This is a genomic window from Bradyrhizobium sp. BRP22, assembly GCF_020194175.1.
Taxonomy (GTDB): Bacteria; Pseudomonadota; Alphaproteobacteria; order Rhizobiales; family Xanthobacteraceae; genus Bradyrhizobium.
The window spans coordinates 329,807-345,596 of record NZ_JADYVX010000004.1; the positions used below are offsets into that span (position 1 = coordinate 329,807).

A 15,790-nucleotide genomic window follows, 5' to 3' on the forward strand; every position below is an offset into this window, starting at 1 on the left:
GCGGGCCTCATTTTGCCGGGTAGCAGAAATCGGGTGGCGGTGCCCGTCCTCGTCCGCGACAATCGCACAACGCCTCGTTCACGCGCCGCAGGCAACCGAATTCGGGCGCAAGAGCAGGACGTGTGATCGGCGGAAATTGACGACATCGCCGATCCGGCACAAGACAAGGCATGCAAGAAGATGACTGCGACGCGCGCCAAGAGCCCGAAATCAGCGCCCCGATCGGTGGTGGATGATCCTCGTTGGGCGCGCATTGTCGCGCGCGACAAGACAGCCGATGGCCATCTCTGGTACTCGGTTGCAACGACCGGCGTTTATTGCCGGCCGTCCTGCCCCTCGCGCCCTCGCCAATCCCAGGAACGTGCAAATCCACGACAGCCTGGAAAGCGCCAGGGCGACAGGCTTTCGGCCTTGCAGGCGTTGCAATCCGGGCGGCCTTTCGACCGAAGCCGAGAATGCGACCCTGGTGGCGAGGGCGTGCCGGAACATCGAGCAGAGCGAAGAAGAGCCTTCACTGGAACAATTGGCGGCCGCGATCGGCCGGAGCCCGAGCTACTTCCATCGCGTGTTCAGGGCCACGACCGGGCTGACCCCGAAGGAATACGCCGCCGCTCACCGTGCCGGGAAGGTTCGTCAGGGGCTGGCCTCCGGCAACTCCGTCACCGAGGCGATCTACGACGCCGGTTTCAACTCCAGCGGCCGCTTCTACGAGAAGTCGACGGGCATGCTCGGCATGACTCCATCGCATTATCGCGCCGGGGGCACCAATGAGGAGATCAAGTTCGCTGTCGGACAGAGCTCCCTCGGCGCCATCCTCGTGGCCTCGAGCACGAAGGGCGTTGCCGCGATCCTGCTGGGTGAGGATCCGGACGAACTCGTCCGCAATCTCCAGGACCGATTCCCGAAAGCGCATCTCGTTGGCGCTGATCGCGACTATGAGGCGCTGGTTGCCGGGGTCGTCGGTTTTGTTGAAGCGCCGGGTATCGGCCTCGACCTTCCCCTCGACGTCCGTGGCACCGCCTTCCAGCAACGCGTGTGGCAGGCTTTGCAGGAGATTCCTGTCGGCGAAGCCGTTTCCTACGCCGAAATTGCAGAGCGTATCGGCTTCCCAAAAGCCGTGCGCGCGGTGGCGGGCGCCTGCGCGGCGAACAAGCTTGCCGTCGCCATTCCCTGCCATCGCATCGTTCGGAAAGATGGCGCGCTCTCGGGCTATGCCTGGGGCGTTGAACGCAAACGCGCGCTGCTCGAGCGGGAATCCTCGCAAGGCGCTTGACCTCCGAAGGCGCATTTCCCCGATCGTGTTCTGCGAGTTTGAAAGCAATATCCGGAGTGCTCGGGTCGCAGTCTCGTGCGCTTACTTGATCATTCAGGTGGCCGACGCCGATCGATGGCGGAAGGAATGCTTCAGACGATGTTTCCTCGGAGTGCCTTCGGTGCAAAGACGAAGCGCGAAAGGCGCCGCCCGACCAGGACAATGGCCGATGCGATCGCAGGCCCCCTTCACGCCGATCCGGCGAAGGCTCGCGTGATGGCCTATTTCCGCCGGCTCGTCGTCGAAGGCCATGCGGAATGGCACATGCTCGAGAACGGAGATATTCGGCTCCGCTTTCGCACCGGCGAGACCTATCTTCTCGCCAAGACGACGGTCATCCGCATGCGTGAGCCGGCCGAGGTTCCCATGCGCTTGCTTTGCGCCGAGCGTCCAGTTCCTTGAGATCGGCAGGCAACGATCGGAAGCTTTCTCGATTTGAAAGCAAGCACCGGAGTTCGAACGAGCGCCTCGCAGAATATTTAGACCGTGAGGACAGATCAGGAAGCCAAATCATGAACCGCATGATTTCCGACGTCGCGTTGCGGCTTTCATCCACGGCAAAGCGTGCCAATGCCGGGACATCGAGCGCAAACGTGACTTGATCAGGAAGGAGACCATCACATGACAGCCCGTTCGTCCACCATCTCTCGTCCCTCTGCGGCTACGTCGGCGGAAGCACGGGTCGTCGCTTACGACTGGCAGGTGCTCGCAGGCGAGCTCGACAATTATGGCTGCGCTGTCCTGCCAAAGCTGCTTTCGCCCGAGGAATGCCGTGCCATTGCAGGCCTCTATGCCGACGAGAACCGCTTCCGAAGCCACATCCACATGGCGCGGCACGGCTTCGGCAAGGGTGAGTATCGCTATTTCAAATATCCGCTGCCCGATCTGCTCGATGGCCTGCGGACGGCGCTCTATCCGCGCCTGGTAGTCGTTGCCAACGCGTGGAACGGGCGGATGGGAATCCATGAGCGCTATCCAGGCGACCACGCCTCGTTCCTCAAGCAATGCCACGACGCCGGCCAGACACGCCCGACGCCGCTTCTGCTGCAATATGTCCCGGGTGACTTCAACTGCCTGCACCAGGATCTCTACGGCGATCTCGCATTTCCGATCCAGGTCGCGATTCTGCTCTCGCAGCCCGGCGTGGATTTCACGGGCGGCGAATTTGTTCTGACCGAACAGCGGCCGCGCATGCAGAGCCGCGCCGAAGTCGTGCCGCTCGGGCAGGGCGATGCCGTGGCTTTCGCGGTCCACAACCGGCCGGTACAGGGATCGAAGGGCAATTACCGCGTGAACCTTCGCCACGGTGTGAGCCGCGTGCGTTCCGGCATGCGGCACACCGTCGGGATCATTTTTCACGACGCGACGTAGCGCTGCCCTTGCCGGATGGAGAGCGCAATCACGACAAATGCGAAGGAGCGCAAGATGCGCGAAATCATCCGCTTTGCATGGGGGAGCAGTTCCCTCGGTGCAGCGTGACCGCGCGACGCGTCAGGCCGCTTCGTTGGCGCGCTTCCAGGCCGGAAACGGATCGGGCAGGCGGGCCCAGGCCTGCGTATTCATGCCGGGCTTTCCTTTGACGAGGCAGGCGTCAAGGCGTGCACGGATGGCGGCTTCATCCATGCCCGTGCCGATGAAGACGAGCTCCTGCCGGCGGTCGCCGTAGAAATCGTTCCAGCTCTTCTTCACCATTCGCTGCCACTCGGCATCCGCAGGCCATCGCTCGCGCGGAATTGCCGCCCACCAGAATCCCAGGGCCTCGGTCTTGGTGATGGCGCCGGCCTGGCTCATTTCGCCGACCCATTGCGGACGCGTGGCAATCCAGAAATGCCCCTTGGCGCGAATGACCCCCGGCCAGGACTGCTGAAGGAAATCGTGAAGTTTCGCAGGTTCAAACGGCCGCCGGGCGCGATAGACGAAGCTCTTGATGCCGTATTCCTCGCTCTCCGGCACATGGTCGGCAAAGCCGTACAGTTCCTTGAACCACAGCGGATGCTGTTGCGCCTTCTGAAAATCGAAGCGCCCGGTATCGAGGATCCGATCAAACGGAACCTTGCTGTGACTGGCCTCCAGCAGCTCGGCTTCGGGATTGAGCGCCCGGATGATCTTGCGCGCGGCATTGCGCTGCGCGGGCGTTGCGTCATCCATTTTGTTCAGCACGACGACATCGGCAAATTCGATCTGCTCGACGAGCAGATCGACCAGTGTGCGCTGGTCGTTGTCGAGGGCTTCGCCGCGATCGCTGAGGAAGTCGGTGGAGGAATAATCCTTCAACAGGTTCACCGCATCGACCACCGTGACCATGGTGTCGAGCCGCGCGACGTCGGACAGGCTTTCCCCTTGCTCGGTCCGGAAGTCGAACGTGGCCGCAATCGGCAGCGGCTCGGAGATGCCGGTCGATTCGATCAGCAGGTAATCGAACCGTCCGCCTTCAGCCAGCGCACGCACTTCCCTCAGCAGGTCGTCGCGCAAGGTGCAGCAGATGCACCCGTTGGTCATCTCAACCAGCTTCTCGTTGGTCCGGGAAAGATTCGCACCGCCATCGCGAACGAGGTCCGCATCGATGTTCACCTCGCTCATGTCGTTCACGATCACGGCCACCTTCAGGCCGTGGCGGTTGTTGAGCACGTGGTTCAGCAAAGTGGTCTTTCCAGCCCCGAGGAAGCCGGACAAGACGGTGACGGGCAGTTTTTGCATGGAGATCGAACAGCCTTTGCAGCTTGAGGAATTTCCGCCCGGCAATGGGCATCGGGACACCCTTTGTAATGTTATAACATTACATTGTCGGAGCTGTTTTCGATTGTCAAGCTGCATCGACTGCCGTGCCGTACGGTGTTCGCTTTCAAGCTCCTTGCCGTCCGCGTGTCGTAGATGCGCTCGCTGCCTCGATTTTCGGCGTGGCATCTCCCCCGATCGGGTGACGACAATGGCTCATCGGCTGTGTTGATCTGCGTTCACGAACCGCTTCGCACCACTGCAAACGAAGCAATCTTGTGGAATGTCATTCATTAAAACCATTGAGCCGGCTACCGCGGAACGGCTTCTGATGAGAGCGCGCGATGCGATTGGAAGACATCACACTGGCGCTGTTTGCGGCGTGCAATTTCATTCGTCTCTTTGCCTACATCCCGCAAATCCATAAAGCCGCGACCGACAAGAATGGCGCGTCGGCGATCTCCTACACCACTTGGGGTGTGTTCCTGATCGCCAACATGTCGACGAGCGCTTATGCGCTGGTCAATCGTTCCGACTGGTGGCTCGCGGCGTGTTTTGCATGCAATGCGCTCTGCTGTCTGGCGATACTGGCGGTCGCGCACTGGAAAAGCCTTTCACACGCGCGCGCGTCGCAACCGTCTCCGAAGCTGTCCGACCGCAGACGCAGCCTGCTGGACGACGTGAGGCAGTTCTTCCTCGTTCGTATCGGATCGACCAGCGTGGCCGTCCGTAACGGTTCGAGGAGGTAGAGATGCCGCCCTTTTTGCCGGATCAACTCAGCCCCGAGGATCGTGCGATTTATCGGCGACGCGTCAGCGGCCTCTTCGTCGGCTATGCCGTGCTATTGATCATCGCCAGCGTCTATGTTGCTTACCGCGCGCCAGGCGCATCGACGCAAGCGCGGGCACTCGAAGAGCCGGTCTCCATCATTGAATCCAATCGTGCAGGAGGCGATGGCTAGCGCGGGCTCTGGTCGAGGCAAATGCCATTGGTTGCATCACCCGAGCGGGGCGGCGACCACGGGACTGTGATAAACCGGTGGCCAGTACCCGTTCGAGGCCGTGGTTTTCTCACGGGCATTGACCAGAAGACCGGTACGCATTGGCAGGTGGCGCTCGCGCGTCTGCTCTCGGCGTTGCCGAGCTCTGATTGACAGGTTCGTCAATCCGGACGCACGGCGCGGAGCCACACGGCGTGCGCGATGCGTGCAAGCGTTTCCGCGGTGATCCTTGTTCCAGTGCGCGCTTTCGCCGCAATGGCGGCAGCGTCACGCGGGGCTATGCTCGTTCATTATGACATATGCCTTCGACATTGATCCGCGCATCGCGCGGTTCTGTCTGCACGCTGGCCGCCTGCACGCAGGCAATTAGCCGGCCGGCCATCGAGCCGTCCGGAGTTTCTCATCGACAATCTGAATTTGTGGCTTCCGCGCAGGAGCCCGATTTGCGTCGAGTTGAATAAAAATCGCGCCACCGTTTCGCGGGGCCCTGAAACGCAAAGGTGAAGGAATGAGCAACGGTAAGAGCGAACCCGATCTGCCGCCGATCGTGGTGACAATCGAGGAGAAGCGGCGGTTGAGCGGGCTTGCGAACTCCAGCATGGAGCTTTTTCCGCGCGTGGCACACTTCCTTGCGCAGGAGATGGAGCGTGCGAGCATCGCGCCTGACGACGCGGATTTACACGACGTGGTCCGCATGGGCTCCGAGGTCGGCTATCGCGACGACAGCACCGGCGAGACGAGGGAAGTGGTGCTGGTCTATCCGCACGAGGCCGACATCTCGCGCAAGCGCATTTCGGTGCTGACTCCCGTCGGCTCCGCGTTGATCGGCCTGTCCGTTGGCCAGTCAATCGAATTTCAAACGCCGGATCGCCGAACGCGGGCCCTGACCGTGTTACGGGTTTCGCACTGAGCGGGAGCTTTGCGACCATGCGTGACCGTTTGTTTGAGCAAGCCGGGCTGATCGCGATCTGCATCACCATCGGGCTGATCGGGCTCGTCGGCGGTCTGGCTTTCCTCGCGAGACTATTCATGTGAGGGCGCCACGATCCGCATCTGGACGATCCTGGCAGCCGGGTTCGATCCTGCAACGGAACGCGCTATGATTGCGCGTCGTTTCAGGCGAGACGCTTGTCATGTCGCAACAATGGTACTTCGTCTGGATCGAAGGTCCGCGCGGGCCTGTACCGCAGAAATGGTCTTCGGAAGGACTCTGGGGGCAGGTCAATCGTCAGGATGTCATCGTCCGTTTCGCGCTGACGGATCGCGAAGCCGCGTTGTCTCTCGACGAATTGGCCAAGCTGCATCCTGTTCCCGAAGAATGAACCCCAAGGAACTCGCGAATTTAATACGAGCCAGGGGTTGAATAGGCGACCTCGGACCCAATGTTCCGCGCTTCACGTTCGTTGAAACCCGAGCCGAACGGCTCGGATTTGGCGAAGTGCCGGCGACAGGATGGCAATTCAAAGAAAAACATCCAGCGAGGGCACAAGTGAAGCTCCAGCGCGTCGTTGTGTTGGGACGACCGTCCCGCCAACGCAGGCGGCCGTGTGCGGCTTCGGCCGTTGCACGGTGCAACCCTCCAATCCAGAGGAGCGAGGAACATGAAACTGAACTCAACGCAGGTCGAGCGGGCTTTGAGCCAATTTGATGCCCACTGCCTTCCCGACGATCATCCGGCGGTCTCCCAATTGAACCGCCTGTTCGGTGATCACACCTACTTCCTCGATACCAACGGGCTCAACGTTCTCGAGCCCAGCGAATCCACGGAGACGGACACGCAGATCGGCAAGATCGTGAACCTCGCCCATTGGAGCGATGACACCCTGACGAATTTGATGCCGCACGAGCCGGAGCCGACCGGCGTCATCGTCAGCCTCGGCTCCAAGCACTGATCGCTCTTGATTGATCAACGTGAAAGCCCGCCTCTGGCGGGCTTTTGTTTTTGCCGCTTCGTCACGGTGCTTTGGATCGCACGCGCAGGGTTGGAGAGCAGTATCGAAACTTGCTACCTTCCGCGTCCAAATGGAGTGACACACCCATGCCCTATTGGACTTGCGAACAATGCGGCGCGCAGTTTCCCGATAGCGACCGTCCACCGCCCTCGTGCCCGATTTGCGAGGACGAGCGGCAGTTTGTGAACTGGAACGGACAGACCTGGCTCAGCTGCGAGGAACTGGCGAAGCGTCATCATCTCGTCTGGCGCGACGATCTCGGGCTCATTGGCATCGCAGCCGAGCCGCGCCTCGCCATCGGCCAGCGCGCGTTGCTGGTCTCCGATGGCGATGCCCTTGTGATGTGGGATTGCGTCCCGCTCGCGACGCGCGAGGCGATCGACTACGTCAAGTCGCGCGGCGGGCTGAAGGCGATCGCGATATCGCATCCGCATTATTATGGCGCGCTCGCCGATTGGAGCGAAGCGTTCGGCAATGCGCCGGTCTATCTGCATGAGGACGACGCACAATGGATCACGCGGCCGCATCCGTCGATCGTGCCCTGGCGTGGCGAGACGCTCGCGATATCGGATGATCTCGTGCTGGTCCGAGCCGGCGGGCATTTTGCCGGCGCGACGGTGCTGCATTGGCGGAAAGGCGCGGACGGCCGCGGCGCGCTCCTGACCGGCGATATTGCGCAAGTGGCGATGGATCGCCGTCACGTCAGCTTCATGTACTCCTATCCGAACTACACCCCGCTGAACGCCACTGCGGTGCGGCGCATCGCGGAGGCGATCGCGCCGCTCGCGTTCGATCGGATCTATGGTGCATGGTGGGGGCGAAACATCGAGCGCGGCGCCAAGGCGGCGTTCGATGCGTCCGTCGCCCGCTATCTCGCGGCAATCGCCGGATGAGGCAGGCCATAAAAGCGGACTATTCCAGCGTGCGGGTCCACTTGCCGCCCGAAATGATATTGCTATATCAGGGGCTTCCCGCCGTTTCGTTGGACCTGTCAGCCTAGCGATTTGCCATGACCACCACGACCGCCCCTGAATCCCAGCCGTTCCAGGCCGAGGTTGCCGAGCTCCTGCAGCTCATGGTGCACTCGGTCTATTCGGAAACCGATATCTTCCTGCGCGAATTGATCTCGAACGCCTCGGATGCCTGCGACAAGCTGCGTTACGAGGCGATTGCCGCGCCGGATCTGATCGCCGACGGTGCGCCGCCGAAGATCTGGATCAGGCCGGACAAGAACGCCAATACGTTGTCCGTGATCGACAGCGGCATCGGCATGGACCGGCAGGAGCTGATCGACAATCTCGGCACCATCGCGCGTTCCGGCACCAAGTCGTTCCTGGCGCGACTCGCCGAGGCCAAGGACGGCGCCAACCTGATCGGCCAGTTCGGCGTCGGCTTCTATGCCGCCTTCATGGTTGCCGAAAAGATCGTCGTGATCAGCCGCCGTGCCGGAAGCGATGAGGTCTGGACCTGGACCTCGTCAGGCGGCAGCGGCTTCGAGATCGCGCCGGCCGGCGAGGAGGACGCCAAGCGCGTCATCCGCGGCACCGAGATCGTGCTGCACCTGAAGAAGGACGCCGCAAAATATCTCGAGACCTATGAGATCGAGCGCATCGTCCGCGCCTATTCGGACAATATCCAGTTCCCGATCGAACTGGTGCCGGAGGAGGGCGAGCCGCGCCAGATCAATTCCGCGAGCGCGCTGTGGCAGCGGTCGAAATCGGAGCTGTCGGCGGAGGACTACAAGGAAGCCTATAAATCGATCGCCGGCGCCTTCGACGAGCCGGCGATGACCCTGCATTATCGCGCCGAGGGCCGGCAGTCCTATGCCGTGCTGCTGTTCGCGCCCTCGACGAAGCCGTTCGACCTGTTCGAGCCGGCGCGCAAGGGCAGGGTGAAGCTCTATGTCCGCCGCGTCTTCATCGCCGACGATGCCGATCTCCTGCCGGCTTATCTGCGCTTCATCCGCGGCGTGATCGACAGCGAGGACCTTCCGCTCAACATCTCGCGCGAGATGCTGCAGAACAATCCGCAGCTCACGCAGATCCGCAACGCCGTGACCGGCCGCGTCATCGGCGAATTCGAGCGATTGGCGGACAAGGAGCAGGACGCGTTCGCCAAGATCTGGGATGCGTTCGGTCCGGTCCTCAAGGAGGGCCTGTGGGAAGACTACGAGCGGCGCGAGAAGCTGCTCGGCCTGGCGCGCTTCACGACGACCGCGGGCGAGAACCGCACGCTCAAGCAATATGTCGAGGCGATCAGGCCGAACCAGACCGACATCTATTATCTCACCGGCGATAGCATCGAGCGGTTGAAGTCGAATCCAAAACTCGAAGCCGCGAAAGCACGCGGCGTCGAGGTGCTCCTGCTCACCGATCCCGTGGACGCGTTCTGGACCTCGGCGCCGATCGATTTCGGCGGCAAGCCGCTGAAGTCGCTGAGCCAGGGCGACGTCGATTTCAGCCTGATCCCGCTCGTCGACGACAAGGCGGCCGCGAAGGACGAACCGGCGGCGGATGAGGCCACGACGATCGCCGCGATCAAGGAAGCGCTCGGCGAGCGCGTCGCCGATGTCCGCGCCTCGCAGCGGCTGACCTCGAGCGCCTCGTGCCTGGTCGGCGGCGGCCGCGACCGCATGCTCGAGCGGCTGCTCGCACAACAGAACCGCGGGGCGGTGACAAAGCCGATTCTCGAGGTCAATCTGCGCCATCCTTTGGTTGCCGCGATCGTGGGCGAGAAGGATGCGGCGAGGGATCTGTCGTTGCTCCTGCTCGAGCAGGCCCAGATCCTGGAGGGCGAATTGCCGGAAGACCCGGCCGCGTTCGCGAGCCGTCTCAACCAGCTCGTGCTGCGCGGACTGGCGAAGGCGTAGCACGGTCCGCATCCGTCCTTGCGAGCGGAGCGAAGCAATCCATCGTGCCGCGAGTGGAGAAATGGATTGCTTCGTCGCTATCGCTCCTCGCAATGACAGCTACTGCCGCTTGCAACCGATCCCAAAGCCAGCCGTATCTGCTACACAGACTCCGAAAGCGGAGCGGTCCATGGCGGCGGCAGGCGGCAGCGAGATCTTCTACGGCGGCATCCCGGTGTTCCGCGGCTTTGCGCGCCTGATGGAGCCGTCGCTGTATTCGCCGTTGCCTGACGACTGGACCATCGGCGTCGCCGACATCGTGGAATCGACCAAGGCGATCGCCGCACAGCGCTACAAGGCGGTCAACATGGCGGGTGCGGCCGTCATCGCCGCCGTCACCAACGCACTCCAGGGCCGCGAATTCCCCTTCGTGTTCGGCGGCGACGGCGCAAGCTTTGCGGTCGCGCCCGCCGATCTCGACGCCGCGCGCGAGGCGCTGGCGGCGACCGCGATCTGGGTAAGGGATGATCTCGATCTCATCATGCGCGTGGCGCTGGTGCCGATGAAGGACATACGACAGCAAGGTCTGGACGTCCGCGTCGCCCGCTTCGGGCCGTCGGCCAATCTTTCCTATGCGATGTTCTCCGGCGGCGGGCTTGGCTTCGCGGAAGCTGCGATGAAGCGCGGTGAATTCGCGGTCGCGCCGGCGCCGCCGGGCACGCAGCCCGATCTCAGCGGGCTGTCCTGCCGCTTCGAGGAAATTCCATCCGCGCGCGGCGTCATTCTGGCCGTACTGGTGGTGCCGGCGAAGGGCGGCGATCCCCGTGCCTTCCGCAAGGCGATCGAGGAGGTCATAGCGCTCGCCGAACGGAGCCCGGATGCTGGCCGCCCGGTGCCGTCGGACGGGCCGGCGCTGCGCTGGCCGCCGCAGGGCCTCGACTTCGAGGCGCGCACCAGGCGCGGCGGCCCGCTGTTCGCGCGGCGCGTCCTGGTGCTTGCCGTCACGCTATGGGTCGCCACCATCATGCGCTTCGGCATCAGGATCGGCAGGTTCGTGCCGCAGGACTATATGCGTCAGGTGGTGGAAAATTCCGACTTCCGCAAATATGACGACGGCTTGCGGATGATCCTCGATTGCAGCGAGGAACTGGCGCAGGCGCTCGCCGAAGGTCTTGCGCAGGCCGCTGCCAACGGTGTCGTGCGTTATGGCCTGCACCGGCAGGATGCCGCGATGATGACCTGCTTCACGCCGTCGGCGATGCGGAGCGACCACGTGCATTTCATCGACGGCGCCCGCGGCGGCTACGCCTCCGCCGCCACGGCGCTGAAGACGATGCCTACATGAACCACTTCAGCTTCTGGCTCGCTCTCCACCTCGCCTTGAAAAGGGGAGGTCGGTTTGCGCGTAAGCGCAGACCGGGTGGGGATCTCTCTCCACGGGCGCCTGTGCTCGTGGCTTGACCCCCATCCCGACCTTCCCCCTTTCAGGAGGAAGTTAATCCATCGCACTCCACAGTCAGCGTCCCACGCGCGTCCAGGTTTCGCCGCCGCAGAGCGCGCCGACGCAGCCTTCGACCCGCAGCGTATCGGGTCCCGCGAGCGAAACGCTGCTCGCATAGGTGCCGCCATCATCGGCGTTGTAGATCTGGCCAGCCCACTTGCCGCCGTCGGCCGGCCGCATGCCCGAGAACAGCGGCAGCCCGATGATCGGACGCGTGGTGAGCGCCGGATTCGGATTCTTGTTGTCGACCTGGGGCCTGCCGGTCGCGGGGTCGATCGGCTCGCGCAACGAGACGATCACGCCGCAAATGCCGCCGCCGCATTTGCTGATCTTGACGCGGGCGTCGCCCGCCTGCGTCTGCCACACACCGGACGGATCACCTGCGCCTTGCGCGCGCGCCATCGGTGCGGCCAACAATCCCGCCAGCATCGCCGCGACAAACACTGATCTGCAAGCCATGATTCGTTCCCCAGGAAAAGCAGGCCTGCATAGCAACAAATCGGTTTTGTGCAATCTCACTTCCGCGCGTTCGCGCGCGATCATTTGCCCCGGTTCATGATGCGCGTCATTCAGGGGATCACCAGGGCAGGCCGCACAGGTCGATGGTCCCCGTATCGGGCGCGCGCTTGATGTCGAACACGAACGGCGCCATCGCCTCGAAACGGATGCGTCCGTTCGGCTGCTCGCAATAGATATCGCCGGTGAAAGGCCGCCAGCCGCGCGTCTGGTAGAAGGCGAAATTGTGCGGCTCGCAGAACAGCAGGATGAAGCGGGCCGCCTCATTGGCGCGCACGGTCTCGACCGCGGCGTTGAGCGCGATCGAGGCATAGCCGCGGCGTCGGCAGTCCTCGCGGGTCGCTACCCCGCCGATGCCGCCGACATGGATCCGGTGTCCGTTCCAGATGATGGTGCGGAAATAGATGCCGACATGGCAGCCGACACCGCCCTCAGGCGCATCGATCAGGACGCGCAGGTCGGCGTGAGCCCACTTGACATGGCCCCACGGCAATTTGGCGATCGCCTCGCTCGGCCACACCGCCTGAAGCAGCGGTTCGACCGTCTTCCAGGAAGCGTCGCCGTTGAGGACTTCGATCTCGATACTCATCCAAGTCGGTCCTTGCATGCCGCCTGTGCAATCTTACTCGCACCAACAGGGAAAGGCATCCAGCCCTGCATCCCGGCGCGGCGAGTCGATCTTAAGCATTTCATTCCCAACACTATTTTGGAGTTGGTTCGTTGCGCTGACGTTTTGCAAACCGCTTGCGCCGCCCGCATGCCCGCGCCGAAAATGCGGTGTTTAACTGTGATGGAACCTTCTATAAGAGGTCTCCGTTAGTGTCGTCTCCCATCATGTTGGACATCACACCATGACTTTCACGTTACCTGACCTCCCCTACGCCCACGACGCCCTCGCGCCCTACATGTCGAAGGAAACGCTGGAGTACCATCACGACAAGCATCATCAGGCTTACGTGACCAACGGCAACAACGCGATCAAAGGGACCGAATTCGAGGGCAAGTCCCTCGAGGAGATCGTGAAGGGCTCGTACAACAAGAACGCGGCCGTCTTCAACAATGCCGGCCAGCACTACAATCACATCCACTTCTGGAAGTGGATGAAGCCGAACGGCGGCGGCAGCAAGCTCCCCGGCCGGCTCGAAAAGAAGATCAACGAGGACCTTGGCGGCTTCGACAAGTTCAAGACCGATTTCGCCGCTGCCGGTGTCGGCCAGTTCGGCTCGGGCTGGGCCTGGCTGCAGGTCAAGGGCGGCAAGCTCGAGATCTCGAAGACGCCGAACGGCGAGAACCCGCTGGTCCATGGCGCGGTCCCGATCCTGGGCGTCGACGTCTGGGAGCACTCCTACTACATCGACTATCGCAACCGCCGTCCCGACTATCTGAAGGCGTTCGTCGAGAATCTCGTGAACTGGGACTACGTCGACGAGCTGTTCGGCAAGGCTTGAGCTTCTGGCAGCGTCAATCATGCACGGCGTCTCGACCCTCCCCGGAAAGGGGAGGGTCGGTTCGCATGTAGCGAAGCGCAATGCGAACCGGGGAGGGGTCAAGTCTCTCCACTCGGGCACCGTCTCAGCGGAGAGACCTGACCCCGCCCCGCCGCTCACTACATTCGCGTCGACCTCAGAGCGAGCTTCGTCTCGACCCCCTTTCAGGGGAGGGCAAACACACCAGCGGGGGCAGTGGTGGGAACGGCAGCAAGCTATTTTCTGGTCTTCTTCGGTGGCGGCCTCGGCGCGATGCTGCGCCACTTCGTCAATCTGACTTGTGCGCGCTGCGTCGGCACCGCCTTTCCTTACGGCACCTTCATCATCAACATCACCGGTTCGACCGTGATGGGCCTGATCGCGGGCTATCTCGCCTTCAAGGGCGAGGCGTCGCAGCCGTGGCGGCTGTTTTTGATGACCGGCATCCTCGGCGGCTACACCACTTTCTCCGCATTCTCGCTCGACACCGCGTTGCTCTACGAACGCGGCGAACTCGCGCTCGCGGCACTCTACGTGCTCGGCTCGGTCGCGCTGTCGATAGCGGGCCTGTTCGCCGGACTGGCCATCGTCCGCCACCTCACATGATCCTTCCGTCATTCCGGGGCGCGCGAAGCGCGAGCTATGATGTGCGATTGCACATCAGAGAATCCATCGGGCCGCATGCACAGGCGGTGAAATGGATTCCGGGCTCGATGCTGTCGCATCGCCCTCGAATGACGAAATGGAGAGAGCGGCGCACCTGCGCATGGCCATAGCCTGCGCGCGCATGGATGCAGGGCGAGCTTCCGTTTGCGTCGCCTGTGTGACGGGACTAAGCAGGATGAAAATTCTCACCCCGCCGCGGCCCCATTGCCTTGTCAGATGCACCGCTGAAAGACCCGCCGCCGGCCGATGACGCGGAGGCCGAGCCGCGTCCCGGCCGCGTGCGCAAGCCGATCGGCTGGTCGATGATCTCGATCCTCGTGCTGGTCCTGGTTTGCGCCGGCCTGGTGTACCGGCGCGATGGTGTGGATGGCGTGATCGAAATTCTCACCCATGATCTCTCGCTGTTCGGCGGCATCCTGCCGCGCGTGCTCGCGGGCTGCCTGCTCGGTGCATTCATCGCGGAAATTCTGCCGCACGAAAAAGTCTCGCGCTCGCTCGGACCGAAATCGGGATTGAAGGGCCTCCTCATCGGCACTGCCTTCGGCGCGATCCTGCCGGGCGGTCCCTTCACCGCCTATCCGGTGGCGGCGGCGCTGCTCACCGTCGGCGCCGATTTCGGCGCCACCATCGCGATGGTGGTGAGCTGGACCCTGATCGGCTATGGCCGCGCGGTCGCCTGGGAGTTGCCGATCATGGGTACCGAGTTCACGCTGTGGCGGATCGTGATCTCGCTGCCGCTGCCAGTGCTCGCCGGCGCCCTCGGCCGCTTCGTCTATGCCCGGATCTATCCGAACGGCGCGCCGCAATGAGCGCGGCGCTCCTGATCGACATCCTGCTGTGGGGTTCGGTTGCAGGCGTCGGCTACATCGCCTGGCGCCGCGGACGCACGGTGCTGGTGTCGTCCCTGCGCGAAGGTTCGCTCGAATTTGCGGGCATCATGCCGCGGATCGCGATCGGCGTGGTCGGCTCCGGCTATATCGCCGCCGTGATCCCGCAGGAGATCATCACCGGCTGGCTCGGACCGGACAGCGGCTGGCTCGGCGTGCTGACCGCCGTCATCGCGGGCGCGGCGACGCCGGGCGGGCCGGTGGTCGGCTTTTCTATCGGCGCGGTGGCGATGAAGGCCGGCGGCGGTCCGCCCCAGGTGGTCGCCTATGTCGTGGCCTGGGCGCTGTTCGCCTTCCAGAGGGTGATCCTGTGGGAGATCCCGTTCATGCCGGCGCGCTTCGTCTGGTTCCGCGCCGCGGTCTCGGTGCCGTTCCCGTTCCTGGCTGCGGCGATCGCGATGGTGATCGGGAGGCCATGACAATTAGCAAACCCTGTGGCGGGTAATGAGCTGCGCGCCATTTCGCAGCGTTCGGGTAGGAAGCTTCCCTCCGAGCTACCAAAGGCTGTGTTGCCCGATGGGCAAATCACGCCACCGGCAGGTCGAGTCGCAGGCGCGAAAATATTCCTCTTTTGTTCTCGTGCAAATCAGTTCATGAATCCGCGCCGTCCCGCCCGAACGAGGGGCGTTTCGCGATCGTCACAAGCGCGCGGCGGGATGCGGTGGACGTGGTGGATGTGACTGACGAGAACACCCAGCGCGGACGGCGAAGTCGTGTGGTTCTGGCGCCCCGACGCTGGCGCTAAGTTCTGTGGATCGAGTATCTGCGGAGTGACGGTGGCAAGAAAGCCCGGTCACCGAGAAGCAACTGTGTTGTTAGACCGGTGATCGGCCGGGCTCAAGGCTGGCGCTGCGCGCCCCCGCCTCCGGCGGCGTGCGGCCTTGACCCCGTCCGCTCGCCGGTCTTCAGGCCGGGCATGCGCTCGGC

17 protein-coding genes and 1 pseudogene are annotated in these 15,790 nt (G+C 63.1%); 15 read left to right on the plus strand and 3 right to left on the minus strand.

Annotated elements, in window-relative coordinates; translation table 11 throughout:
* The first annotated feature begins 180 nt into the window (after positions 1-180).
* The 3 genes and pseudogenes from ada to I6F35_RS08350 all read left to right on the plus strand — a co-directional run bounded on the left by ada (position 181) and on the right by I6F35_RS08350 (position 2,683).
* A pseudogene (gene ada / locus I6F35_RS08340) lies at positions 181-1,273 on the plus strand (bifunctional DNA-binding transcriptional regulator/O6-methylguanine-DNA methyltransferase Ada).
* A gap of 201 nt (positions 1,274-1,474) precedes the next feature.
* Positions 1,475-1,714 carry a hypothetical protein gene (locus tag I6F35_RS08345; protein WP_225117165.1) on the plus strand — a complete coding sequence of 80 codons (240 nt, stop codon included), beginning with the start codon at positions 1,475-1,477 and terminating at the stop codon, positions 1,712-1,714.
* A 219-nt stretch (positions 1,715-1,933) separates the two neighbouring features.
* The gene (locus I6F35_RS08350; protein WP_225117166.1) at positions 1,934-2,683 is read left to right on the plus strand and encodes a 2OG-Fe(II) oxygenase; all 750 of its coding nucleotides are present in this window, start codon (positions 1,934-1,936) and stop codon (positions 2,681-2,683) included.
* A 120-nt stretch (positions 2,684-2,803) separates the two neighbouring features.
* On the opposite strand, the gene zigA is transcribed toward I6F35_RS08350, so the two are convergent.
* Complete coding sequence (zigA, locus tag I6F35_RS08355; RefSeq protein WP_225117167.1) at positions 2,804-4,009, minus strand: zinc metallochaperone GTPase ZigA; 1,206 nt, start codon at positions 4,007-4,009, stop codon at positions 2,804-2,806.
* 362 nt (positions 4,010-4,371) lie between these two features.
* Between zigA and I6F35_RS08360 the strand changes: the two genes are divergently transcribed.
* The 8 genes from I6F35_RS08360 (at position 4,372) to I6F35_RS08395 (ending at position 11,172) form a co-directional block, all read left to right on the plus strand.
* The gene (locus tag I6F35_RS08360; protein WP_225117168.1) at positions 4,372-4,776 is read left to right on the plus strand and encodes a hypothetical protein; all 405 of its coding nucleotides are present in this window, start codon (positions 4,372-4,374) and stop codon (positions 4,774-4,776) included.
* Between the two features lie 2 nt (positions 4,777-4,778).
* The gene (locus I6F35_RS08365) at positions 4,779-4,988 is read left to right on the plus strand and encodes a hypothetical protein (RefSeq protein ID WP_225117169.1); all 210 of its coding nucleotides are present in this window, start codon (positions 4,779-4,781) and stop codon (positions 4,986-4,988) included.
* A gap of 547 nt (positions 4,989-5,535) precedes the next feature.
* Entirely contained in the window at positions 5,536-5,937 is a 402-nt protein-coding gene (rnk, locus tag I6F35_RS08370) for a nucleoside diphosphate kinase regulator (RefSeq protein WP_225117170.1), read from the plus strand.
* A 223-nt stretch (positions 5,938-6,160) separates the two neighbouring features.
* Positions 6,161-6,349 (plus strand): hypothetical protein, encoded by a 189-nt coding sequence (locus I6F35_RS08375; protein WP_225117171.1) that lies wholly within the window; start codon positions 6,161-6,163, stop codon positions 6,347-6,349.
* Positions 6,350-6,628: 279 nt separating this feature from the next.
* Positions 6,629-6,919, plus strand: a complete 291-nt coding sequence (locus I6F35_RS08380; RefSeq protein WP_225117172.1) for a hypothetical protein — start codon at positions 6,629-6,631, stop codon at positions 6,917-6,919.
* A gap of 146 nt (positions 6,920-7,065) precedes the next feature.
* The gene (locus I6F35_RS08385; RefSeq protein ID WP_225117173.1) at positions 7,066-7,872 is read left to right on the plus strand and encodes an MBL fold metallo-hydrolase; all 807 of its coding nucleotides are present in this window, start codon (positions 7,066-7,068) and stop codon (positions 7,870-7,872) included.
* Between the two features lie 116 nt (positions 7,873-7,988).
* Complete coding sequence (gene htpG / locus I6F35_RS08390; RefSeq protein WP_225117174.1) at positions 7,989-9,848, plus strand: molecular chaperone HtpG; 1,860 nt, start codon at positions 7,989-7,991, stop codon at positions 9,846-9,848.
* Between the two features lie 169 nt (positions 9,849-10,017).
* Positions 10,018-11,172 (plus strand): DUF3095 domain-containing protein, encoded by a 1,155-nt coding sequence (locus I6F35_RS08395; RefSeq protein ID WP_225117175.1) that lies wholly within the window; start codon positions 10,018-10,020, stop codon positions 11,170-11,172.
* Positions 11,173-11,343: 171 nt separating this feature from the next.
* Here I6F35_RS08395 and I6F35_RS08400 read toward each other — a convergent pair whose 3' ends face one another.
* Both I6F35_RS08400 and I6F35_RS08405 read right to left on the minus strand, forming a co-directional pair.
* Positions 11,344-11,787, minus strand: coding sequence for a DUF2147 domain-containing protein (locus I6F35_RS08400; RefSeq protein ID WP_225117176.1), 444 nt, complete (start codon positions 11,785-11,787; stop codon positions 11,344-11,346).
* 118 nt (positions 11,788-11,905) lie between these two features.
* Positions 11,906-12,433, minus strand: coding sequence for a GNAT family N-acetyltransferase (locus I6F35_RS08405; protein WP_225117177.1), 528 nt, complete (start codon positions 12,431-12,433; stop codon positions 11,906-11,908).
* A 262-nt stretch (positions 12,434-12,695) separates the two neighbouring features.
* On the opposite strand from I6F35_RS08405, the gene I6F35_RS08410 reads away from it, so the two are divergent.
* The 4 genes from I6F35_RS08410 to I6F35_RS08425 all read left to right on the plus strand — a co-directional run bounded on the left by I6F35_RS08410 (position 12,696) and on the right by I6F35_RS08425 (position 15,282).
* A complete protein-coding gene (locus I6F35_RS08410) occupies positions 12,696-13,292 on the plus strand; it encodes a superoxide dismutase (RefSeq protein ID WP_225117178.1) in 597 nt (198 codons plus the stop codon).
* 237 nt (positions 13,293-13,529) lie between these two features.
* Positions 13,530-13,916 (plus strand): fluoride efflux transporter CrcB, encoded by a 387-nt coding sequence (crcB, locus tag I6F35_RS08415; RefSeq protein WP_225117179.1) that lies wholly within the window; start codon positions 13,530-13,532, stop codon positions 13,914-13,916.
* Positions 13,917-14,185: 269 nt separating this feature from the next.
* Positions 14,186-14,785 (plus strand): permease, encoded by a 600-nt coding sequence (locus I6F35_RS08420; protein WP_225117180.1) that lies wholly within the window; start codon positions 14,186-14,188, stop codon positions 14,783-14,785.
* Entirely contained in the window at positions 14,782-15,282 is a 501-nt protein-coding gene (locus I6F35_RS08425; RefSeq protein WP_225117181.1) for a permease, read from the plus strand. The genes I6F35_RS08420 and I6F35_RS08425 overlap by 4 nt, the downstream gene beginning before the upstream one ends.
* Positions 15,283-15,790 lie beyond the last annotated feature (508 nt).